Here is a 21,679-nt window from a genome sequence, read left to right as displayed (position 1 = left end):
CCGTATCTCAGGCCTTCAGCTTCAATGCGATCTGCGCGACACGGCGCCCGAGCGCTTCGCACAGTTGCAACTCCTCGGCACTGAGCGGCTGCGGCTGCGGCCCTACACCGGCATGGTGACTGGGACCGTAGGGCGTTCCGCCGGAGCGCGTGGTCGACAGCGCCGTCTCGGTATACGGCAGGCCCACCATCAGCATGCCGTGATGCAGCAGCGGCATCATCATCGTCAGCAGGGTGGACTCCTGTCCGCCATGCAGCGAACCGGTGGAGGTGAATACGCCCGCCGGCTTACCCACCAGCGCGCCGGACAGCCACACGTCGGAGGTGCCATCCAGAAAGTGCTTCAGTGGCGCCGCCATGTTGCCGAAGCGCGTCGGGCTGCCGAGCAGCAGCCCAGCACACTCGCGCAGATCGCTGGCCTGCGCGTACGGGGCGCCTTCATCGGGAATCGCGGGTCCACGCTGCGCATGATCGGCCGTCACTGGCGGCACCGTACGCAGACGTGCCGCGACACCATCAACCGACTCGACCCCACGCGCAATGCGTCGCGCCATCTGCGCAACCGAACCCTGGCGCGAGTAGTACAGAACAAGAACTTCAATCACTGGCATGGACCCAGATAGGCAAATCAGGGACGGTATTCTAGTCTTGCGCGATGAATCGGCTCCGATACTGTGTTCCGCTGCTCACCGCGCTGACGTGTACAGCGTGCTCCCTGCACCGTATCGACGCCCCGACACGCACCCCGCGCGCACCCGTCCCCGCATCGAAGCCCCTCACACCGACCGCGCAGCCGATGCTGGCGCAGCCCCGTATCGGCAAGGCCGACGCCGCACTGCTGGCACAGACGCGGGCGCGCTACCAAGAAGCCGTCAGCCGCATCCCCGCCTGGGACGAGGCACGTGAGCTGGGCGTCCAACTCAGCTCCGCCGAGCAGGCCGCTCGCAGCGGCGACGCTGCGTCGCTGCGCAACTTGTGCGCTGAAGTCCTGCGCCGCAGCACCGCCGCACTGGATGTAAACGATCTACTTCTGGCACAGCTCGAACTGCAGAAGCTCCAGACCTACACCGGTCTCAGCGACGCACAGCTCGGGCGCATGCACACGGCCGAAGTGGCGCTGGCAAGCCGCCAGGGACGTCGCGCCTATCTGCTGCTGAGCGCACTGACGCGCGAACTGGCAACCGCGACCCAGCGTTACGTTGTTGCTGCCGGCGACAGTCTGTGGATCATTTCAGGACGCCCCGAGGTATACGGCAACCCGTACCTGTGGCCATTGATCTGGCAGGCCAATCTCGACAGCCTGAGCGATCCGAATCAGCTGCGCGCTGGCCAGCGCCTGAAGATCCGCAGCAATCCCACCGTCGCAGAGGTCGTGCAGGCCCTCGACACCGCCCATCAATACGCCGGCACTCGCGTGCGCATCGGCGAGGTCCAGGACGCTTCACCCTGAAAGCAGCGCTGGCTCCGCCAACGCAGGGCGGTGGCCAGCGCCAGCATCACGTAAAAAAGTCTTCCGCAGCGAATCTGGGAGCTTACAAGCCGTGAGCCATCGGGTAGTCTATCGGCGCCCGCTGACAGCAATTTGACGATACAAATTCAAAACCGGGCTCAATTCACAAAAGGAATTTATTCATGTCGTTTGCCAAGCACCGCATTGGCGCTTCACGCGTTCTGGTGGCACTGCTCCTGGTCTTGATTGCCATCACGGGCAGCTACTGGCACGCCAACAAGCCAGTTCTCGGCGACAGTCTGGTCACGCTCGGGCTGGTTCTGGCCACGATCGGCGGAATCGGACGACTGTGGTGCAATCTGTACATCGTCGGCTACAAGAATGCGGCACTGCTCACGATCGGACCGTACTCGATGACGCGCAATCCGCTGTATTTCTTCAGCTCGATCGGCGGTGTCGGCGTGGGCCTGGCAACCGGGACGTTCGGCTTTGCAATCGCGATCGCCGGCCTGTTCGCGCTGACCTATCCTTCGGTGATCCTGAGCGAGGAAGAGCGGCAGCGCAGCATCCATGGAAAGGCCTGGGACGACTACGTCGCCGCCGTCCCGCGCTTCTTTCCGCGGTTCTCTCAGCTCACTGAACCGGCAGACTACATGGCTCACCCGCTGCTGTTCCGGCGACATCTGCTGGACGCGGTGTGGTTCACCTGGGCCGCCGCACTGATGATTCTCATCAGTCAGCTGCGTGAAGTCGGCATCATGCCGAACGTGCTCACGCTGTTCTGAACCACCACGCGGAAACTACCCGGCGAGACTCGGGGCATGGTGCGAGCGATCTGATCGTCAGCCGCGATACCAGCGCTTGTTCAGCACCTCGATGACCTTGCCCGGGTACTCCAGCCGGCCGAGGCTGCCGTTGTAGCGGGCGAGCGCCTGCACCAGATTCCCCTTCTCCCGGTCGAGGTAGTACTTCAGGATCGTGCAGCCCATGCGCAGGTTGGTCTGCACGATGAACAGATTGTCCTGTGGATGGCCAATTTCCTTGAGCCAGAACGGCATGATCTGCATCAGCCCCTGGGCACCTGCCACCGAGATCGCAAAACGGTCGAAGCGGCTTTCGACCTCGATCACCGCCAGCACCAGTTCCGGCGACAACTTGGCGCGACGCGCTTCGGCATGAACCATGCGCAGCAGCTCCAGCCGCTCGGCGTCGCTGGGCACGATACGGCTGAGCCGCGACGACATGTCCAGCAACCAGACTTCAGCATCGTAGGGATGCTCGAAACTGTCGGCCGCATCCACCGACCGCAACAGCAGGTCGCGCAGCTCCGGCTCCGGCGGCGCCGTCGGACCAGCGTACCCCTGGAGCGGAATCCCGAGGCAAAACCCGCCCATCAGGATTCCGAATAGACGCGCACCCGCCCCGATGGCCTGCCTCGACGGTCTGAGCTGGCGCTGATTCACCGCCTCAGGCTCCGAGCTTCTCCACCACCGCGGCCGTGCTCGCGGGGATCATCTCGGCCTTTTCAGCACGACGATGCTTGTACTCGTATTGTTGCTGCGCGAGACCCTTGTCGCCGATGACGATCCGATGCGGGATACCGATCAGATCGGCATCCGCAAACATTGCACCCGGGCGATTACCGCGATCATCCAGCGCGACGGAAATACCGGCGGCTGACAGATCGGTGTACAGCGATTCTGCTGCGGCACGCACGGCATCCGACTTGTCCATGCCGATCGGGCAGATGATCACCTGGAACGGTGCGATCGCGTCAGGCCAGATGATGCCGTTGGCATCGTAGGACTGTTCGATCACGGCTGCTGCCAGGCGCGTGATGCCAATGCCGTAGCAGCCCATCTCCAGCGTTACCGACTGCCCGCTCTCGTCGAGCACCTTGACGTCCATCGCCTCGGTGTACTTGCGGCCAAGCTGGAAGATGTGTCCCCCTTCAATACCGCGATAGAAGCGGATGCTGCCGTTGCCGTCCGGGCTGGCGTCGCCTTCGCAGACCATGCGCAGATCGGCAGTCTGCGGCTCGGCGCAGTCGCGCCCCCAGTTCACGCCCTTGAGATGATGGTCGTTCTGATTCGCACCGCAGACAAAGTCCGCCAACGCGGCTGCTGCGTGATCCGCGATCAACGGGATCGGGCAGTTCACCGGCCCCAGATAGCCGACCTCACAATTGAACGCCTGCTGCACGTCTTCGGGCGCCGCCAGCTGCAGCGGGTCGGCGATCAGCGGATGCTTGATGGCCTTGACCTCGTTGAGCTGATGATCGCCGCGCAGCGCGATGCCGACCAGGCCGCCATCGGCACCCTTGACCACCAACAGCTTGACCTTGGCGTCGAGAGCGACGTTCATGAACTTCGAGACCTGCTCGCAGGTCTTCTGTCCCGGCGTGGAAACAAGCTCCATCGCCGCGCCTGCCGCCGGTCGTGCCGACGACGATGGCAGACACACGGCGGCTTCGACGTTGGCGGCATAGGGCCCGGTATCCGACACCGCCAGCAGGTCCTCGCCCGAGCCGGCGAGAATATGGAATTCCTCCGAGCGACTGCCCCCGATATTGCCGGAGTCCGCCTGGACAATGCGGTAGTCGACACCGAGGCGGTCGAAAATGCGCGTGTACGCCGAACGCATGTTCTCGTATTCACGCGCCAGATCGGACGCGTCCAGATGGAACGAGTATGCGTCCTTCATGATGAACTCGCGCGAGCGCATCACGCCGAAGCGCGGCCGCCGCTCGTCACGGAACTTGGTCTGAATCTGGTAGAAATTGACCGGCAGCTGGCGGTATGAGCGGAAGTCCTGGCGCACGTGATGGCAGATGACTTCTTCGTGTGTCGGGCCGTACGCAAAGTCATTGTCGTGCCGGTCCTTGAACCGCAGCATCTCGTCGCCCATCACCTGCCAGCGGCCCGACTGCTGCCACAGCTCGGCCGGGTGTACCGACGGCATCAGCAGTTCCAGCGCACCGGCGCGATCGAGTTCCTCGCGCACGATCGTCTCGATCCGCTGCAAGGTGCGCAGGCCGATCGGCAACCACGTGTAGAGACCGGCACCGAGCTTGCGGATATAACCGGCGCGCAGCATCAGCTGATGCGAGACAACCTCGGCGTCAGCCGGGGTTTCCTTGGTGGTGTGCAACGAGAACTTGGAAAGACGCATGGCTCAGGCCCGTGGGATCGGCGCGAATTGTAGCCGAGCACCGGGCAACACCGCGCAACACGCTCCCCAGCTCAGTTGTCGCGCGCCCTCACCCCGGAACTCATGGCAGCGACCAGGGTTCGGGGCGATGCAGGTAGAAGCCCTGGGCGAAATCCACGCCGAGTTCACGCAGGCGCTCCAATGAGGCAGCGTCCTCGACGCATTCGGCAACGGTCTGCAATCCGCGCAGCGCGGCGATCTGCACCATGCTCTCGACGGTTGCGGCATCGACCGCATCACTCAGCAAAGTGCGCACGAAGCTGCCGTCGATCTTGATCATGTCGACTTCCAGCGCCTTCAGATAGCTGAACGACGACATGCCGGCACCGAAGTCGTCCAGTGCAACCCTGCAACCCAGCGCGCGCAGTGCATTGACCAGCTCGACCGCGCGCGAAGTGTTGGCGATTGCCGCAGTTTCAGTAATCTCGAAGCGGATGGTCGAAGGCTCCACCTCGTTCAGCTCCAGCATGCGTTCGATGTACGCGGCCAAACTGCGGTCACCCAGGCTATTGCCTGACAAGTTGATCGCCATCACCGGTCGCGCGTCCTTCGGCAGCTTCGAAAGCTCGCGCAAGGTTCGCGAAATCACGCGTCGATCCATCTGCGGCATCAGGCCGTAACGTTCGGCGGCGACGACGAAATCCACCGGCGAGGTCCAGCCGGACGCGCCGCGGACGCGCAGCAGGATTTCCCAGTGCTCACGCCCTACCCCCGACTGCAACGGTTCGATCCGCTGCCGGAACAACGCAAAGCGATTGTCCTCCAGGGCATCCAAAACCCGACCACCCCAGGACTGCTCGCCGCGAACCCGGCGCAGCTCGCGATCCTCACGATGAAAGATCTCGATGCGGTTGCGACCGCGCGTCTTGGCCGCTTCGCAGGCCGAATCGGCTGCCTTCATCAGCTCGCCGTAGTCCTGAAATGCATCGGCGAAAGCAGCGATGCCGATGCTGGTGGTGACGCCGTAGCCGCGCCCGCCCCACTCGAATCCCTGCGCCGCGATCTGCAAGCGCACGCCCTCGGCAATCGCCCAGGCACGATCAACATCAACATCGATCAAAGCAACGGCAAAATCGTCACCGCCCAGATGTGCTGGTGCCTGATCCACGGGCAACAGCGAAGCAATCAACCTGCCCAGACAACCCAGAAGATGATTGCCCGCCTCACGCCCGAAGGCATCGTTGATCAGCTTGAACTGGTCGACCTCAAAGCGAATCAGTACGCCCTGCTTGCCCGCTGCGAGCAGATCACGGATGCGGGCTTCAATCGCATGCTTGGTATGCAAGCCAGTAATCGGGTCACGATCACGGTTGTTACCTTCACGCGGATCAGCTGCGGCCAGCCAGAATGACACCGGGTGATCGCCGGACGCGGCCGGCACCAGTGATCCGGACGCCAGCTGATCCCGGTCTCCCGGCGGTGAATCGTGCAACAACTGCCGTAAACGCGTCAGACCGGCGGTCTGCAATTCCTGTTCGGCATGACCACAGCGCTGAACCAGCGCCGCATTGACCGCCAGAACCGTCTCACCATCGCTGTCGACCAGTGCTGCCGGCTGCGACAACGACAGGAACAGGGCCATCGCCGAATCGGGCCCGAGTCGGCTCACCAATACTTCGTTCTCTGGGTTGCCACTCATTGGGCTGACAGATCGCTCGTCCCGCTCACAGCGGAGGTTTAACAGGGGCAAAACATACCATGGAGTTGGCGCACATCCCGCTGCGCGATGGCGGCGCGACGGTGATTACACGACGAACCTCCGGCGTTCGACGCCGCGGTCAGTCGTCGCATCCAGCATCCACCTGATGCTGCAATGCGCTGTTACTGCGGAATCGGCCCATGCATGGGCTCGATTCAGCGCCCCTGGAATCGGGCTTCGCGACGTTCCACGAAGGACTGCACGCCCTCGCGCACGTCCTCGGTTTGCATCAGTGGCGCCAGATCCGGCAAGGCCCGGGAGAGCCCCACCTGCACACTCTGCTCCAGCGCCAGCCGTGACGACCTCAGACTGCCATAGACACCCAACGGAGCCTGTGCCGCAACGCGTTCAGCCAGGGCCAGCCCCCGCTCGAACACCTGCTCCACCGGCACGACTTCCTGCACCATCCCGATCCTCAGCGCCTCTTCGGCGTTGAATTCGTCTCCGGTCAGCAGATAACGCTGCGCGTTGGCCCAGCCAAACTCCTGCACCATGCGTACGGTTGCACCGCCGCAGGCATAGATTCCACGCTTGACCTCGATCTGCCCGAAACGCGTGCCTTCTGCGCAAATGCGGATGTCGCCGGCCAACGCCAATTCGATTCCGATCGTGAAGCAGATGCCGTGGATCGCAAAGATCAGCGGCTTGGACACGCGCTTGTCCGGAATCAGCCCGAGCGGATCGCGCTGCGTGTCGCTCAACGCCGGCCAACTGCCGGAACCGAAGGCCTCGGTCCACTTCGGCAATTCCAGCCCAGCGGTAAAGTGCGCGCCCTTCGCATAAACCAGAGCACAGCGCAGGTTTTCATCACGATCCAGCCGACCATAGGCGTCGGCCAGCTGCGAAAACATCTCCAGGTCGAAGCCGTTGTACTTGGCCGAGCGGTCCAGCCCGATCAGCAGAACGTGGCCACGCACTTCGGTCGCGATCTTGTTTTCGCTCATTGCTCTCTCCTCGCAGGAATCATCGTCACCAGCAGGCCCGCTGGCGCGTTTTTTAACTCATCGGGCAGTCAATCGCCGATTTTCAGAATCCGTTCGTGCGCTACGCCGTCGCATAGCTGCCAGGCACGCATTTCAAGCACGCCCTTGGTATTCAGCGACACCACCAGACTGAGCTGATCTGACATCAGTTCGCTGGCCTGCGGAATCGCAGGCGCCTGAGGATGCGACCACAGTTGCGCCCAGGTGGACTCGCCCTCAGCCCCCATCTCCGAGTCCAGATGCAGCGCTGACGGAATGCCTCCTGATGCCGCGACCACACCGCGGATCGATTGCGGCTGTGCAACCTGCGCGGCGTGCAGAATCTGCATGGCCAAACGGCGCGGCACCACCAGTGCCGCGTTGATGTCGAGCTGAGGTGAAGTCATGTCGGATTTCCACAAACGGGGCATTCAGGGTCGGGGCTGATCTTATGCGAGCGCCACGACATCTGCAGCGCGTCCCAGGTCTGCAGCCGGCCGGTCTGCGCATCCAGACCCAGCAGCAACTTCAGCGCGGACAGCGCCTGCATGCAGCCGACAGCACCGACGACCGGCCCGAGGATGCCGGCCTCCTCGCAAGTCTCTCCAACCTCGCCCAACTCCGGGTACAGACAGCGATAGCACGGGCCACCGCGACGCAGATCAAAGACCGCCAGCTGACCCTCCCAGCGGATCGCCGCTGCGCTGACCAGCGGCTTACGCGCGTTCACACAGGCCTGATTGATCGCAAAACGGGTCGGAAAATTGTCGGTGCAATCGAGCACGACATCGACTTCAGCGATTGCCGCAGGCCAGGCGTCGGCATCCAGGGCATCAATTTCAACATCGGCATTGAGTTCGCGCAGCTGCGCGGCGGCCGCGTCGGTCTTGCTGCGCCCGACGTCGGTATAGCGATACAGCGTCTGCCGCTGCAGATTGCTCAGTTCCAGTCGATCGCGGTCCGCCAGCAGCAGATGACCAACCCCGGCTCCGGCCAAATATTGTGCGGCCGCGCTTCCCAGGCCGCCGACACCGATAACCAGCACCGACGAGTCCAGCAGCAACGCCTGGCCATTGACGCCCACTTCGCGCAGGATCACCTGCCGGCTGTAACGGCGATAGTCACTCACGTAAGCACTCCAGCACAGCGCCCCCCAGACGCCCGTTCGTGACCGGCATAGTCGCGCTGCGTTTCGATTTCGGCAAAACCGGCAGCGGCAAACAGTGCACGCACCGCTGCGCCCTGATCATATCCATGCTCGACCAGCAACCAGCCCCCCGGCACCAGAAAATCCTGGGCACCGGAAATAATCTCGCGCAGAGCATTAAGGCCGTCGGCGCCATCCGTCAACGCCATCAAGGGCTCATGCCGCAGCGCCGCCAGATGATCGTCGGACGAGGCGATATAGGGCGGATTGGAAACCAGCAAGTGATAGCGCTGACTGAGCGGCTCCAGCCAGTTCCCTGAAAGAAAGCGCACGCGCTGCAGACCCAGCGTCTGCGCGTTGTCTCGCGCAACGGTCAGCGCAGAATTCGACAGATCGACCGCCTCGACCAGCGCATCCGCGCGTTCTGACGCCAACGCCAGCGCAATCGCGCCGCTGCCAGTGCCCAGATCTGCGATGCGGGGCGCCTGCACGCCGGACACAACGTCCAGCGCCCATTGCACCAACAGCTCGGTTTCCGGCCGCGGCACCAGCACTTCGGGCGTGACTTTGAGGCTCAAACTCCAGAAGCCGCGCTCGCCGATCAGATACGCAACCGGCTCGCCGCGCAGACGCCGTGCAACCAGTGCCTCGAATGCCGCGTGGTCACGTGGATCCAGCGTTTCCTGCAGCCGCGTCAACTGTTGCGCTCGCGACCACCCGGTCAGATGCTGCATCAACAGGTCGGCATCCAGACGCGGACTGTCGCTGACAGACTGCAGGCGCTGCTGAGCCGACATCAGCGCCTCGCCGAGTTTCACGCTTCGCCCAGCTCTGCCAGCTGGTCAGCCTGGTCTTCGGCCAGCAGCGGCTGAATCACCGGATCGAGATCACCCTGCATCACCCGCTCCAGCTGATACAGCGTCAGGTTGATACGATGATCGGTAATGCGTCCCTGTGGGAAGTTGTAGGTGCGGATGCGTTCGGAGCGATCTCCGCTGCCGACCAGCTTGCGGCGCTGGTTGGCCATATCCTGATTCTGTTTGCTGCGTTGTGCATCGAGCAGTCGCGCCTGCAGCAAGGCCATCGCCTTGGCGCGGTTCTTGTGCTGCGAACGCTCCTCCTGGCATTCCACCACGACGCCGCTGGGCACGTGGGTGATACGGATCGCCGACTCGGTCTTGTTGACGTGCTGACCGCCGGCACCGGATGACTTGAAGGTATCGACTTTCAGGTCGGCGGGATTGATCTCGAACTGCGCTTCCTCGATCTCCGGCAACACCGCCACCGTCGCGGCCGAGGTATGGATGCGACCCTGCGCTTCCGTCTCCGGCACACGCTGCACGCGATGCGCGCCGGACTCGAACTTCAGGCGCGAATACGCACCGAATCCGATGATTCGGCTGATGATTTCGCGATACCCGCCATGCTCCCCGGGATTCTCCGACAGCACCTCCACCGACCATCCCTGTTCTTCGGCGTAACGCGAATACATGCGGAACAAGTCGCCGGCGAAGATCGCCGCCTCATCTCCGCCGGTGCCGGCACGGATTTCCAGAAAGACATTGTTGTTGTCCAGCGGATCCTGCGGCACCAGATAGCTGCGCAGCTCGCCGTTGAGCTGCTCGATCCGTTCGACCACCTCCGGATACTCGGCATCGGCCATCGACCGCATCTCCGGGTCGGGGTCGCTACGCATCTGGACAAGATCGTTCAGATTCGCAGTGGCCGCGCGATAGGCCGAATACGCCTCCGCCACCGGGCCGAGCTGCGCATACTCCTGCGACAAACGCCGGAATTTGTCGTTGTCCGCGATAACCGTGGGATCGCCAAGTTCCTGAGCGATTTCCTCGCGCCGCTCGACCATCTGCGCCAGCTTGGCTTCCAGTGACGCCTTCATGCACACGCCTCCGGCCACGACCGCACGGCACCGCGCGCGGCAATTACCGAATAAGACTCAAGTGAGATATCGATCATGGCGTGAATTGTACGGACAGCGAGTCAACCTGCGCTGCACCGCAACGCAGAATCCATTCACTCAGGGTGAACGCTATTCTTCGGGGAGGTCGAACAGGCGGCGCGCGGCGTTGAGCAGCATCGCCTGCTCGACCGCGTCAGCGCGACGCAGCGCGTGAGACGGCGCATGCAGCAGCTTGTTGCTGAGCGTATCGGCCAGAAACGCCATCACTGCTTCGGGCGACTGCCCGGATGCGAGGCGCTTGCGCGCCTTTTCCAGCACCTCGTCGCGCGTCGACCGCGCACGCGCACGCAATTGCTGGATGGTGCCGCCGGCATCGCGGCTTTCGAGCCAGCGCGCGAATTCCTGAGCCTGGCTCTGCACCAGCACTTCAGCCTGACGCGCCGCTTCCTCACGCAGCTTCATGTTGTCGGCGATCACTGCGCGCAGATCGTCGATGCTGTACAGATAAATGTCTTCGAGCTCGGCAATGGCCGGGTCGATATCGCGCGGCACCGCCAGGTCGATCATGAACACCGGTTTGCGGCGACGGGATTTGACCACGCGCTGCATCGCTGCACGGTCAATCAGAAATCCCCGGGCGGCGGTCGACGACACCACCAGATCGGCATCAGCGAGGTAGTTCGGCAGATCATCCAGACTGATCGCGTAGCCGTGGACCTCGCGCGCCAGTTTTTCGGCACGTTCAAGACTGCGGTTGGCAACAACAATGCGCCCCACACCGTGCTGATGCAGGTGCCGCCCGACCAACTGCATCATCTCGCCGGCACCGATCAGCAGAGCCGTCTGGCTCTGCATGTCGGTAAAGATGCGACGCGCCATCTGTAGCGCGGCGTACGCCACCGAAACCGGATGGGCGCCAATCTGGGTCTGCGAGCGCACCAGTTTGGCCACCGCAAATGCGTGCTGGAACAGGCGTCCGAGCACCGGACCCAACGTCTTGACCTCGGCCGCCAGCGTGTAGGTCTGCTTCATCTGGCCAAGAATCTGGGGTTCGCCGACCACCAGGGAATCCAGGCCGGATGCGACCCGCAGGCTGTGCGTGACGCTGCCCTGGTCGCGATGCGTATAGAGAAACTTCTCGATATACCCGTCCGGCGCCTGGCGCTCGCGGCGCCACCAGTCGATCAGTCGCGACTCTTCGTCCAGCGACGTCACTGTCATGATTTCCGTGCGATTGCAGGTCGAAAGGATCGCCGCCTCCTCCACCCCTGGCAGCGAGTGCAGCCGCTCCACCGCCGCTGGCAGATCTGCTTCAGTAAAAGCCAGCCGCTCGCGCGCCTCGACAGGCGCACGGTGGTGGCTAAGACCTAGAGTGACGAGGGCCATAACTGCCTACATGCAAGAATCGGGCGATTTTACGCTGAGTTGGTGCCGTGCGGACTGAGCAAGATCAATTCGCGCGGCGGGCGGGGAACTGTCGGCTTGCGCATAATGTCCATCAGACACCCGCCGATTTCGAGCCCCCGTGCCCCAAACTTTCAGATTCACCCTGATTGCTGCTGCAGTTGCCACTGCACTGACCACTGGCTGCGCGACCACGCCAACCCCAGCAGAGCCACAAGCCGCGGCGGACGATCGCGTCCTGGTCGACGCAGCACCCGCCCCACTGCCGTCGCCTGAAGCGCAGATGCAGTTTCATGTCATGGCTGGAGAAATGGCGGCCGCGCGACAGCAGCCCGGCGAGGCCGCCGCGCATTTCCTGGCGGCCCTGGAAACCAGCGACGACGTCGAGCTGGCCCGACGCGCCACCGGACTGGCCCTTGCCGCCGAGGACTACGACCTGGCACTGAAAGCGGCGCAGAAATGGCTGCAACTGGAACCGAACTCGGCCGATCCGCGGGAGGTCATCACCATTGTGATGCTCAACCGCGGCGAGCTGGCCGGCACGCTGGAGCAATGCCTGGAGATCGTCCGTGGCAACGCCGCCGGCGTTGCCGAGGGCATGCGTCACGCCGCGCAGTTGCTGGCACGCGCACCCGCCGATCATGGCGACCTGGCGCAGGTTGTCATGCAGAAATTGATCGACCAATGGCCGGATGAAGCGGGCAGTTACTACGCACAGGGCATTCTGGCGGTGCGCTATGGACAGCTCGAACTGGCTGAACGTGCGGCACGCCGCGCATTGGAACTGGCGCCCAAGGAACGCGAATACGCCATGCTGCTGGTCGGTGTTGCCGTCAAGCAGGGCCGCTACGACGAAGCCGACGCGCGGGTCGCAGAACTCACCCGCGGAAACAAGGACGCCGCGGCCGTGCATACCGGCTATGCCCGGCTGCTGCTGGATGCACAGCAGACCGACCGCGCCAAACGCGAGCTGGAAGCCGTCGTCAAACTGCGCCCGACCGACGCCGATGCCCATCTCGCATTGGGCCTGCTCGCAGCCAGCGAGAACGATGTCAAAACAGCGCAGCGTCATCTGAAACCGCTGCTAGGCGGTGAGCGCGGACCAGAAGCGGCGATGCAGCTCGGACGCATGGCCGAGGAACAACAGCATTATCAGGAGGCGCTGGGCTACTACAGCAGGATTTCCAGCGGGCCGATGGTGATCGACGCTGCCGTGCGACGCGCCGTCGCATTGTCCAAGCTGGGCCGCATCGACGAATCGCGAGAGCTGCTCGCGCAACTGCGCGACCGCTATCCGCAATATGCGTTGCGCTTCCTGCTGACCGAAGGCGAGCTGCTGACCACCCAGCGCCGCCTTGACGACGCGATGTCACTGTACGACTCGGCACTGGAAGTCGACCCCGGGAACGGCGACCTGCTCTACGGCCGCTCACTGGTGCATGAACAGAAGGGCCAGATCGATCTCGCCGAAAAGGATCTGCGCAGCATTCTTGCGGATACGCCGGACGACACGCGGGCGCTCAATGCTCTGGGCTATATGCTGGTCGTGCATACCGACCGGCTCAGCGAAGCGCACGATCTGATCTCGAAAGCGCTCGAGCAGGATCCAGAGGATGCTGCAATCCTCGACAGCATGGGCTGGCTCTATTTCAAACAGGGTCAGGCAAGCGACGCACTGCCGCTGCTGGAAAAGGCCTATGCGCAGTTTCCCGATCCCGAGGTCGCGGCGCACCTGGGTGAAGTCCTGTGGACGCTTGGCGAACGCGCGAAGGCTCGCAGCGTATTGGACGCCGCACTGGCAAAGAACCCCGAGCACGCCACCCTGCGCGAAACCTCCCGGCGCCTGAAGCAATGATCCAGCGCGCCTCGGCGCGCGCATTCTGCCTGGCCACTGCGGTGCTGCTCGGCGCGTGCGCGCAGCAAGCTCCACCGATTCCGGACACGCCGTCGCCGCTGGCCTGGCAACAGCACCGTGACACGCTGGAGACCATCAGCGGCTTCACCCTGCGTGGCCGCATCAACGACGCCAATCAAGGACGAACCGCAGATCTGCGCTGGATCCAGCTCGGCGACGGCGACTTCACACTGCAGCTCAACGGCCCGTTCGGCATTGGTGCGGTGGAAATCGAAGGATCGGCGGCCGGCGTGAGTGTGCGCACACGTGATGGCACTCAGTACCTCTCCGACCCTGAAGCGTGGATGCAGGCCAATCTCGGCTGGAGCATTCCGATCAGGGATCTGCGCCACTGGACTTTGGGCCTCCCGGCTCCCGGCCCGCTCGACAACCTCAGCGTCGATACTGAGGGTCAGCTGCAGGGCTTGCGGCAAAACGGCTGGGATATCCGCTACGATAGCTACCAGACCGTGGGGCAGCTGCAGCTGCCTCGCAAGCTCGAGGCCCGGACCGATCAGGCGCGTTTGCGACTGTTGATTGATCAATGGGAACACCTCGAGCTCGGCCCCAACCGCCGCTCCTGACCCATGCCCACGAATTCCCTGCTGCGCAACGCGCACGGCGCGTTTACTGCCGATTTCCCCTGGCCAGCGCCGGCCAAACTGAATCTGTTCCTGCATATCACCGGTCGCCGTGACGACGGTTATCACCAGCTGCAGACGGTCTTCCAGTTCCTCGAATTCGGCGACACCCTCTTCATCAGTCCGCGCGGTGACGGCAAGATCGTGCGCGCCGATGATCTGCCGGGCATAGCCCCCGAGGACGATCTGGCGTTGCGGGCGGCGCGTCTGATCCAGCGCGCGTCGGGCTGCAATCTCGGCGCCGACATTCGCATCGAAAAGCGCATCCCCACCGGGGCCGGCCTGGGCGGCGGCTCGAGCGACGCAGCGACCACGCTGGTCGCGCTCAATCGCCTGTGGAATCTGGGCTTCACGCCGGACGAACTGGCCCATCTGGGCCTGTCGATCGGCGCCGACGTGCCGGTGTTCGTCCGCGGACAGGCCGCGTGGGCCGAGGGCGTGGGCGAGCGCCTGACGCCGATTGCGCTGCCGGAACCGTGGTTTGTGGTGCTGACGCCGCCGGTGCATGTCAGTACAGCCGAGATCTTCAGCGCGACGGAACTGCAGCGCGACTGCACGCCGCTGCGCGCCGACACCTTTGATCTTGCCTCTACTGCAAATGTCTGCGAACTGGTGACCTGTGCCCGCTATCCACAGGTCGGCGCAGCGTTGGCGTGGCTGCGCCGCCACGGCCCGGCGCGCATGTCCGGCACCGGCGCTTCGGTATTTCTGGCCTGCCCTACACGCGCCGAAGCCAGCCGCATCGCGGCCGAAGCCAGTGCAGACAACACGCTGCAGGCACAGGCCATCGTCGCGCGCGGCAGCAACCGCTCGGCGCTGCGCGACGCCATTGCGCGCTGACTGAGATTTTTTTGCAGCGACATACCGAACAGCCGGATATCATCCGATATAATGCGCGCCGCACGAAGCATCGGGTCTTCTGGGGCGTAGCCAAGTGGTAAGGCAGCGGGTTTTGATCCCGCCATTCGGTGGTTCGAGTCCATCCGCCCCAGCCAATTCCGACGCGAGCGACCGAGAACGTCCGCTCAGCGTGTGAAAGTGAAGGTACGACAGGGCCGCCGAGCTCTGCGGCCACGAAGACGATACCGCCACTGACCGCAGCAAGAGACGCCCGCATGGCCGATAGTAAGCTGATGCTGTTCTCCGGCAACGCCAATCCCAAACTGTCCCGGGATATTGCCGCCTATCTGAAGATCCCTCTGGGTCAAGCCATGGTCGGTCAGTTCTCCGACGGCGAGATCCAGATCGAGATTCTCGAAAACGTGCGCGGCCGCGACGTTTTCGTGGTCCAGCCGACCTGCGCGCCGACCAATGACAGCACGATGGAACTGCTGTTGATGCTCGACGTGCTCAAGCGCGCGTCAGCCAGCCGCGTTACCGCGGTCATTCCTTATTTCGGCTACGCCCGCCAGGATCGTCGTCCGCGCTCGGCACGCGTGCCGATCTCGGCCAAGGTGGTTGCCGACATGATCGGCGAATGCGGCGCAGATCGCGTTTTGACGGTCGACCTGCATGCCGACCAGATTCAGGGCTTTTTCGACATTCCGGTGGATAACGTCTACGCCTCGCCGGTACTGCTCGGCGAAATCTGGCGCCAGAAGTACGAAAACCTGATTGTTGTGGCACCGGATGTCGGCGGCGTTGTGCGCGCCCGCGCGGTGGCCAAGCGGCTGGATGATGCGGATCTGGCGATCATCGACAAACGTCGACCGAAGCCGAACGAATCGCGCGTGATGAACATCATCGGTGACGTCAGCGGACGCACCTGCGTCATGGTCGACGACCTTGTCGATACCGCCGGCACCTTGTGCAAGGCGGCGGCCGCACTGAAGGAAGAAGGCGCGATCAAAGTCGTGGCCTACGTGACGCACCCCGTCCTGTCGGGACCGGCCATTACCAACATCAGCAATTCCGTGCTCGACGAACTGGTCGTCACGGACACGATTCCGCTGAGTCCGGCCGCCGAGGCCTGCCCGAAAATCCGCCAGCTGTCGATTGGCGGCCTGCTGGCAGAGACCATCCGGCGCATCTCGGCCGAAGAATCGGTCAGCTCGCTCTACGTCGACTGAGCCGCCTTGCGCGCTCCGGGAGGCAGGCTTTCCAGCCCCCGGCTACGGGCCGCAACCGATTGACCGGAAAATAAAAACTGGTAATCGGAAACTTCTGTATAATTCGCGCCCCTTCTGCCTGGTCGCGGGCGGAGGTTTCCCTTTTGGAGCGTTGAAATGAAAGAAAACTTTGTGGTTGTCGCGGAATCCCGCGCTGACCAGGGCAAGGGTGCGAGCCGCCGCCTGCGTCGCCTGGGCAAGATTCCGGCCATCGTCTATGGTGGACCCGTTGCACCGCAGTCGATCACGCTGTCGTCCAATGAAATGTTCAAGCATCTCAAGGTCGAGGCGTTCTACTCGCACATCCTGACCCTGACCCTTGATGGGACCGAGCAGCAGGTCGTGCTGAAGGATCTGCATCGCCATCCGGTCACCGGCCTGGCCATGCACGCTGACTTCCAGCGCGTCGACGCCAATCATGTCCTGCACATGCACGTGCCGCTGCACTTCAAGGGCGAAACCGTCGCTCCTGGCGTGAAGACCGGCGGCGGCATCGTCGAGCATCACCTGAACCAGGTGGTCGTCGAATGTCTGCCCAAGGACCTGCCCGAGTTCATCGAGGTCGACCTGACCAACCTGAACCTCAACGAGTCCATCCATCTGTCGCAGCTTGCACTGAAGGACGGCGTGGTTCTGACCGAACTCAAGCATGGCAACGACCAGCCCGTCGTCTCGATCCATCTGCCGCGCGGCGCGATCGAAGAAGCCAACAGCGAAGCGGCTGCTGCGCCCGAAGGCGAGTCGAAGAAGTAAGCTGCCGCGCCCACCTTCGGGCGCAGGTAGCCGGCGCGGCGCAGCTTCATCGCCCGCGATCCGATACGACCCGTCCGCGCGCATGCCGTGCGGACGGGTTTTTTTCTTGGGACCAGGCGGATGTCTGACAGCTCTCAACTGCATGCAATCGTAGGCCTGGGCAATCCCGGGAGCGAGTACGAGCGCACGCGCCACAATGCCGGATTCTGGTTTGTCGATCGGCTGGCAGAACGCCTTGGTGGCAGCTTCCGGCGCGAAGCAAAGTTCCACGGCGAAATGGCGCGTGTTCGCATCGGCGGTCACGACGTCGTCCTGCTCAAGCCGTCAACGTTCATGAATCGCAGTGGCCAGGCTGTGCAGGCACTGGCGACGTTCTACAAGATTGCCGCGGTCGACATCCTGATCGCACACGACGAGCTCGACCTGCCCTGCGGCAGCGTCCGCCTCAAACTCGGCGGCGGGCACGGCGGTCACAACGGACTGCGCGATGTTCACCGCGCGCTTGGCGACGGCTACCGACGTCTGCGCATCGGCATCGGCCATCCGGGTGACAAGACGCTGGTGTTGAACTACGTGCTGGGCCGCCCCGGGCGCGACGATGAAGGCGCAATCCGCGACGCCATCGACCAATCCGCCGATGCCGTCGAAGTCTGGCTGGAACGCGGCTGGGATCGCGCCATCACCCAGTTGCACACGCACAACAAGTAAGCAACGCTGCCGCAGCTCACGCGGCGAACAGGATCAAAGGACTCTCAAAAAATGGGTATCAAATGCGGCATCGTCGGACTGCCCAACGTCGGCAAGTCCACCCTGTTCAATGCGCTGACCAAAGCGCAGATCGCAGCCGAAAACTATCCGTTCTGCACCATCGACCCCAACGTGGGCGTGGTGGCCGTGCCCGACCCGCGCCTTGACGCGCTGTCATTGATCGTCAAGCCGCAGCGCGTGCTGGGCGCCACTGTCGAATTTGTCGATATCGCCGGCCTGGTTGCCGGAGCCTCCAAGGGCGAAGGTCTCGGCAACCAGTTCCTCGGCCACATCCGCGAGACCGATGCCATCGCCCACGTCACGCGCTGCTTCGTCAACGATGACGTCATTCACGTTGCAGGCTCAACCGACCCCATTCGCGATATTGAAGTCATCAATACCGAACTGGCGCTGGCCGATCTGGACTCGATCACCAAGGCCGTCGATCGCGCCAGCCGCAGCGCCAAGACCGGGGCCAAGGACGCCATGGGGCGTCTGGAACTGCTCAAACGAGTCCAGGCACACCTCGACACTGGCGCACCGGTTCGATCAATGGCGCTCGATGCTGAAGAACGCGCGCAGTTGCGTGAATATCACCTGATCACTGCCAAGCCCGCGCTGTACATCGCAAACGTCGATGAAGAAGGACTGACCCATGGCAACGAATTCCTGACCCGCGTCCGCGAGTACGCGAGCAAGGATGGCGCCGAAGTCGTCCCGGTCTGCGCCGCGATCGAAGCCGAGATCGCACAACTCGACGACGAGGACAAGGTAGGCTTCCTCGCCGATCTCGGTCTCGAGGAACCCGGATTGAACCGCGTGATCCGCGCGGCGTACTCTCTGCTCGGCCTGCAGACCTACTTCACCGCCGGAGTGCAGGAAGTTCGTGCCTGGACCGTCAAGGTCGGCGCCACCGCGCCGCAGGCCGCCGGCGAGATCCACACCGACTTCGAGAAAGGCTTCATTCGGGCAGAAGTGATCGCCTATGACGACTTCATCCAGTACAAAGGCGAAGCCGGCGCCAAAGAGGCCGGAAAATGGCGGCTGGAAGGCAAGGAATACATTGTCCAGGAAGGCGACGTGATGCATTTCCGCTTCAATGTTTAGCAAAAGTCTCGACGGGGGCGCGAGTTTTCCTTAAACTTCGCGCCCCTTCGTGGTGATGTAGCTCAGACGGTTAGAGCGCGGCACTCATAATGCTGAGGTCGGTGGTTCGATTCCACTCATCACCACCATTTCTACTTCTACTGACGTCTACTGACGTATACATAACCGCGCTTTTGCGCGGTTTTTTATTGAGTTACATGCTTTCGACGTCTACCGACGTCTACCGGCAGCTACACATTGACGCGGGTAACTTTGCGGGTAACTTCGGTCGAGTTACCCGCCCACGACCAGAGTTACCCGCATGTTGACCGACACGCTCATCCGGAACGCAAAACCCAAGGACCGCCCCTACAAACTGCCTCGCGAGTCCGGGCTTTTTGTCTTGGTGAACACCAACAGCTCGAAGTGGTGGCGCCTCTCCTATCGTTTTGCCGGTCGCGAACAGATGCTGTCCCTCGGCATCTACCCCGATGTTCCGCTGAGCCTCGCACGCCAGCGCCGCGATGAGGCCAAGCGCCTGATCGCGGCAGGCATTAATCCAAGTGATCACCGCCGCGAAGCACGCCTGACGGCAGAACTCGCTGCGGATGGCTCCTTTGCGGTCGTGGTGGAGCGCTGGAAAACAGATGAACTATCCGCCAACTCCGACGAGTACCAACGCAACGTCGCCCGCATGCTGGAACGCGACGTGCTGCCCTACATCGGCACGCGCCCAATAACCGAAATCAAACCGCGCGAACTTATTGCGGTCTTCGAGCGCATACGTGACCGTGGCGTCGAGGAAACCGCACGCAGGGCACGAACGATCGTCGGACAAGTTTTTCGGTACGCGATCCGGCGCGGCCTGGCTGACATCGATCCGACGCAACCGCTACGCGGCGAACGCCGGGTGAAGCCGGTCAGACATTTCGCCGCTTTCACCGATCCGGCCGACGTGGCTCGACTGATGCAGGCAATCTACGACTACAAAGGCACTGCCGAAGTCCGAGCCGCCCTGAAGCTGTCTGCCCTGCTCTTTCAGCGTCCTGGCGAGATAAGGCAGATGCAGTGGCAGGAGGTCGACTTCGAGGCCACACAGTGGCGCTACGTCGTCAGCAAGACGAAGCGATCGACCGCGCAGAGCCACATCGTCCCGCTGTGTACGCAGGCCATCTCCATCCTGCGTGAACTGCAGCCGTTGACGGATCACGGCCTGAGCCTGCGACCTGACGCACCGCGCTATGTGTTCCCAACACCCAAGACGAAGCTGCGACCACTATCTGAAAACGCAGTGCGCCAGGCGCTTCGGAACATGGGCTTCACCAACGATCAGATGACCGCCCACGGCTTCCGCGCGATGGCCCGCAGCCTCTTGGCAGAAATGGGTTGGAAGCCTGATGCCATCGAGCGCCAGCTTTCCCACAAAGCAGCCGGCCCGCTTGGCGCGGCCTATGATCGCGCCGCCTACCTGGACGAGCGCAAAGCGATGATGCAGGCGTGGGCGGACTACTTGGACACCCTACGCACTCGATCCAACGTTGTGCCGCTGCACGCCACCGCGCGCGCATCCTGACCCCGTGAGTCACCCTCCCCCTCTCTACCTTGCAAAAACACCGAGAACAACGGGAACAAGCGACCCATGCCGCTGAATCAAAAAGGGAAATCTTGTTCCCGTTTTCTGTTCCCGTTGCATTCAAACTGGAAACAGCGGAAACGAGAACAAAGAGGAAAAGCGGTATAGATTGATATCGATCACCGCCCGCCTAGCCCGACGGGGCAAAAAGCCGGAACCCTTCCCGGCCTGGCGGTGCGGCCTTTTGAGGGACGCGCAAATAGGGGCGCGGGATGGATGAATGCGAGGAAAGCACGGAAAGCGTGCCGGCGTTAGAGCCTATGAGCTCACATGAGCTGCACCGCCGAGCACTGCTAGGCACATTGCCAGAATGGCTGAGCCCAACCAGCGTTCTAGAACTCTGGGTTCCTTACTCTGGAATAAGGGCCAATCCAATGCTTCGCCATCTTCGCGAAGCAGCGTGGCAACTCCTACGCACCGATACCTGGCACGGCGAACTTGGCCGCGTACTAGTTGAATCGCGAATTGAGTACGTCAACCCACCTGCTGGCGGCACATGGGCATTGAGCTGGGATGAAGTACGGCGAGCCGATGGTGATGAAATCCATCTTCTGCAATTGCGCACTGCTCCGCGCCCACGACAAGTACCTGCGATCCACGGCATTCACCGGAACGACTTCGCGCAATGGATGCGCCAGAAGCAGCGCCACCTATGGCCCGACGAGGGTGCCCCTCTTTGGCTCTGGGTGCCTGAGCTGAAAACAGCGCCTACGAAACCGCAACATCCGTCCGAAGTGCTAGGCGAGTGGGATAACGAATACAAAGCAAAAGGGACGAAACGGAAAGCAGATCGAGGAATAGCCGAACGCTATGGCTTTACGGTTGATGCAGTAGAGAAGGCGCGAAAGAGACGAGACACTGCAGCTCGATTGGCTCAAGCGGATGAGCTGCGTCGCACTGGCGCCTGGACTTCCCCCAGAGCAGTAGACAATCCGGCGCCTCACAAAGCAGCCTGTTCAAAGGCCTCGGGACTGACGCCGCCGAGATGGCTGTGACGTCGGGTTCGATTGTAGAAGACCTCGATGTAA

At 62.7% G+C, this 21,679-nt stretch carries 21 protein-coding genes and 2 tRNA genes; 12 read left to right on the top strand and 11 right to left on the bottom strand.

Translation table 11 applies throughout. From position 1 onward, the window contains the following. Positions 1–7: 7 nt before the first annotated feature. The gene (gene wrbA / locus E4T66_RS06430; RefSeq protein WP_136848102.1) at positions 8–604 is read right to left on the bottom strand and encodes an NAD(P)H:quinone oxidoreductase; all 597 of its coding nucleotides are present in this window, start codon (positions 602–604) and stop codon (positions 8–10) included. 191 nt (positions 605–795) lie between these two features. Here wrbA and E4T66_RS21535 point away from each other — a divergent pair, with 191 nt between their 5' ends. Together E4T66_RS21535 and E4T66_RS06420 are read left to right on the top strand one after the other, a co-directional pair. After that, positions 796–1,449: a LysM peptidoglycan-binding domain-containing protein gene (locus tag E4T66_RS21535; RefSeq protein ID WP_211242796.1), complete on the top strand. Its 654-nt coding sequence runs from the start codon at positions 796–798 to the stop codon at positions 1,447–1,449. 182 nt (positions 1,450–1,631) lie between these two features. Further along, positions 1,632–2,234 (top strand): methyltransferase family protein, encoded by a 603-nt coding sequence (locus E4T66_RS06420; protein ID WP_136848101.1) that lies wholly within the window; start codon positions 1,632–1,634, stop codon positions 2,232–2,234. Positions 2,235–2,291: 57 nt separating this feature from the next. Here the strand turns inward: E4T66_RS06420 and E4T66_RS06415 are convergent, their stop codons facing one another. The 9 genes from E4T66_RS06415 to hemA form a co-directional block, all read right to left on the bottom strand. After that, positions 2,292–2,843, bottom strand: a complete 552-nt coding sequence (locus E4T66_RS06415) for a lytic transglycosylase domain-containing protein (RefSeq protein ID WP_136848100.1) — start codon at positions 2,841–2,843, stop codon at positions 2,292–2,294. Between the two features lie 73 nt (positions 2,844–2,916). Continuing rightward, positions 2,917–4,620, bottom strand: a complete 1,704-nt coding sequence (locus E4T66_RS06410; protein WP_136848099.1) for a proline--tRNA ligase — start codon at positions 4,618–4,620, stop codon at positions 2,917–2,919. A gap of 100 nt (positions 4,621–4,720) precedes the next feature. Then, positions 4,721–6,298 (bottom strand): EAL domain-containing protein, encoded by a 1,578-nt coding sequence (locus E4T66_RS06405; protein ID WP_136848098.1) that lies wholly within the window; start codon positions 6,296–6,298, stop codon positions 4,721–4,723. 215 nt (positions 6,299–6,513) lie between these two features. Beyond that, positions 6,514–7,302, bottom strand: a complete 789-nt coding sequence (locus tag E4T66_RS06400) for a crotonase/enoyl-CoA hydratase family protein (protein WP_136848097.1) — start codon at positions 7,300–7,302, stop codon at positions 6,514–6,516. A 68-nt stretch (positions 7,303–7,370) separates the two neighbouring features. Continuing rightward, positions 7,371–7,727: a hypothetical protein gene (locus tag E4T66_RS06395; protein WP_248679487.1), complete on the bottom strand. Its 357-nt coding sequence runs from the start codon at positions 7,725–7,727 to the stop codon at positions 7,371–7,373. Then, entirely contained in the window at positions 7,724–8,449 is a 726-nt protein-coding gene (locus E4T66_RS06390; protein WP_136848096.1) for a HesA/MoeB/ThiF family protein, read from the bottom strand. The genes E4T66_RS06395 and E4T66_RS06390 overlap by 4 nt, the downstream gene beginning before the upstream one ends. Beyond that, positions 8,446–9,285 (bottom strand): peptide chain release factor N(5)-glutamine methyltransferase, encoded by an 840-nt coding sequence (gene prmC, locus E4T66_RS06385; RefSeq protein ID WP_248679485.1) that lies wholly within the window; start codon positions 9,283–9,285, stop codon positions 8,446–8,448. Before prmC ends, E4T66_RS06390 begins: the two co-directional genes overlap by 4 nt. Beyond that, the gene (gene prfA / locus E4T66_RS06380; protein WP_136848095.1) at positions 9,282–10,364 is read right to left on the bottom strand and encodes a peptide chain release factor 1; all 1,083 of its coding nucleotides are present in this window, start codon (positions 10,362–10,364) and stop codon (positions 9,282–9,284) included. The genes prmC and prfA overlap by 4 nt, the downstream gene beginning before the upstream one ends. Before the next feature lie 150 nt (positions 10,365–10,514). Next, on the bottom strand, positions 10,515–11,771 hold the full coding sequence (hemA, locus tag E4T66_RS06375) for a glutamyl-tRNA reductase (protein ID WP_136848094.1): 1,257 nt from the start codon (positions 11,769–11,771) through the stop codon (positions 10,515–10,517). 139 nt (positions 11,772–11,910) lie between these two features. On the opposite strand from hemA, the gene E4T66_RS06370 reads away from it, so the two are divergent. From E4T66_RS06370 to E4T66_RS06325, 10 genes are all read left to right on the top strand, one after another. Next, positions 11,911–13,644: a tetratricopeptide repeat protein gene (locus tag E4T66_RS06370; protein ID WP_136848093.1), complete on the top strand. Its 1,734-nt coding sequence runs from the start codon at positions 11,911–11,913 to the stop codon at positions 13,642–13,644. Continuing rightward, entirely contained in the window at positions 13,641–14,267 is a 627-nt protein-coding gene (gene lolB / locus E4T66_RS06365; RefSeq protein ID WP_136848092.1) for a lipoprotein insertase outer membrane protein LolB, read from the top strand. The genes E4T66_RS06370 and lolB overlap by 4 nt, the downstream gene beginning before the upstream one ends. Positions 14,268–14,270: 3 nt before the next feature. After that, complete coding sequence (ispE, locus tag E4T66_RS06360) at positions 14,271–15,164, top strand: 4-(cytidine 5'-diphospho)-2-C-methyl-D-erythritol kinase (RefSeq protein WP_136848091.1); 894 nt, start codon at positions 14,271–14,273, stop codon at positions 15,162–15,164. An 80-nt stretch (positions 15,165–15,244) separates the two neighbouring features. Further along, positions 15,245–15,319, top strand: a tRNA-Gln gene (locus E4T66_RS06355). 120 nt (positions 15,320–15,439) lie between these two features. Further along, on the top strand, positions 15,440–16,393 hold the full coding sequence (locus E4T66_RS06350; RefSeq protein ID WP_136848090.1) for a ribose-phosphate diphosphokinase: 954 nt from the start codon (positions 15,440–15,442) through the stop codon (positions 16,391–16,393). Between the two features lie 156 nt (positions 16,394–16,549). Further along, on the top strand, positions 16,550–17,185 hold the full coding sequence (locus E4T66_RS06345; RefSeq protein WP_136848089.1) for a 50S ribosomal protein L25/general stress protein Ctc: 636 nt from the start codon (positions 16,550–16,552) through the stop codon (positions 17,183–17,185). Between the two features lie 120 nt (positions 17,186–17,305). Next, the gene (pth, locus tag E4T66_RS06340) at positions 17,306–17,893 is read left to right on the top strand and encodes an aminoacyl-tRNA hydrolase (RefSeq protein ID WP_136848088.1); all 588 of its coding nucleotides are present in this window, start codon (positions 17,306–17,308) and stop codon (positions 17,891–17,893) included. 51 nt (positions 17,894–17,944) lie between these two features. Next, the gene (gene ychF / locus E4T66_RS06335) at positions 17,945–19,039 is read left to right on the top strand and encodes a redox-regulated ATPase YchF (RefSeq protein WP_136848087.1); all 1,095 of its coding nucleotides are present in this window, start codon (positions 17,945–17,947) and stop codon (positions 19,037–19,039) included. A gap of 51 nt (positions 19,040–19,090) precedes the next feature. Beyond that, positions 19,091–19,167 (top strand) — tRNA-Met (locus tag E4T66_RS06330). A gap of 173 nt (positions 19,168–19,340) precedes the next feature. Continuing rightward, positions 19,341–20,591, top strand: coding sequence for a tyrosine-type recombinase/integrase (locus E4T66_RS06325; RefSeq protein WP_136848086.1), 1,251 nt, complete (start codon positions 19,341–19,343; stop codon positions 20,589–20,591). 1,000 nt (positions 20,592–21,591) lie between these two features. Here the strand turns inward: E4T66_RS06325 and E4T66_RS21845 are convergent. Continuing rightward, on the bottom strand, positions 21,592–21,679 hold an 88-nt coding region (locus E4T66_RS21845), incomplete at its 5' end, for an IS3 family transposase (protein ID WP_367396750.1).

This window comes from Sinimarinibacterium arenosum (assembly GCF_005047655.1).
In the GTDB taxonomy this organism is placed as follows: Bacteria; Pseudomonadota; Gammaproteobacteria; order Nevskiales; family Nevskiaceae; genus Solimonas.
This window is presented reverse-complemented; position numbering and strand designations above follow the sequence as displayed.

What these genes read in the sequence shown, in the direction of transcription:
- E4T66_RS21535 (WP_211242796.1), top strand. Translation starts at nt 796, where the DNA reads ATGCTGGCGCAGCCCCGTATCGGCAAGGCCGACGCCGCACTGCTGGCA.
- E4T66_RS06420 (WP_136848101.1), top strand. Translation starts at nt 1,632, where the DNA reads ATGTCGTTTGCCAAGCACCGCATTGGCGCTTCACGCGTTCTGGTGGCA.
- E4T66_RS06415 (WP_136848100.1), bottom strand. Translation starts at nt 2,843, where the DNA reads ATGGGCGGGTTTTGCCTCGGGATTCCGCTCCAGGGGTACGCTGGTCCG.
- E4T66_RS06410 (WP_136848099.1), bottom strand. Translation starts at nt 4,620, where the DNA reads ATGCGTCTTTCCAAGTTCTCGTTGCACACCACCAAGGAAACCCCGGCT.
- E4T66_RS06405 (WP_136848098.1), bottom strand. Translation starts at nt 6,298, where the DNA reads ATGAGTGGCAACCCAGAGAACGAAGTATTGGTGAGCCGACTCGGGCCC.
- E4T66_RS06400 (WP_136848097.1), bottom strand. Translation starts at nt 7,302, where the DNA reads ATGAGCGAAAACAAGATCGCGACCGAAGTGCGTGGCCACGTTCTGCTG.
- E4T66_RS06395 (WP_248679487.1), bottom strand. Translation starts at nt 7,727, where the DNA reads ATGACTTCACCTCAGCTCGACATCAACGCGGCACTGGTGGTGCCGCGC.
- prfA (WP_136848095.1), bottom strand. Translation starts at nt 10,364, where the DNA reads ATGAAGGCGTCACTGGAAGCCAAGCTGGCGCAGATGGTCGAGCGGCGC.
- hemA (WP_136848094.1), bottom strand. Translation starts at nt 11,771, where the DNA reads ATGGCCCTCGTCACTCTAGGTCTTAGCCACCACCGTGCGCCTGTCGAG.
- lolB (WP_136848092.1), top strand. Translation starts at nt 13,641, where the DNA reads ATGATCCAGCGCGCCTCGGCGCGCGCATTCTGCCTGGCCACTGCGGTG.
- ispE (WP_136848091.1), top strand. Translation starts at nt 14,271, where the DNA reads ATGCCCACGAATTCCCTGCTGCGCAACGCGCACGGCGCGTTTACTGCC.
- E4T66_RS06350 (WP_136848090.1), top strand. Translation starts at nt 15,440, where the DNA reads ATGGCCGATAGTAAGCTGATGCTGTTCTCCGGCAACGCCAATCCCAAA.
- E4T66_RS06345 (WP_136848089.1), top strand. Translation starts at nt 16,550, where the DNA reads ATGAAAGAAAACTTTGTGGTTGTCGCGGAATCCCGCGCTGACCAGGGC.
- pth (WP_136848088.1), top strand. Translation starts at nt 17,306, where the DNA reads ATGTCTGACAGCTCTCAACTGCATGCAATCGTAGGCCTGGGCAATCCC.
- ychF (WP_136848087.1), top strand. Translation starts at nt 17,945, where the DNA reads ATGGGTATCAAATGCGGCATCGTCGGACTGCCCAACGTCGGCAAGTCC.
- E4T66_RS06325 (WP_136848086.1), top strand. Translation starts at nt 19,341, where the DNA reads ATGTTGACCGACACGCTCATCCGGAACGCAAAACCCAAGGACCGCCCC.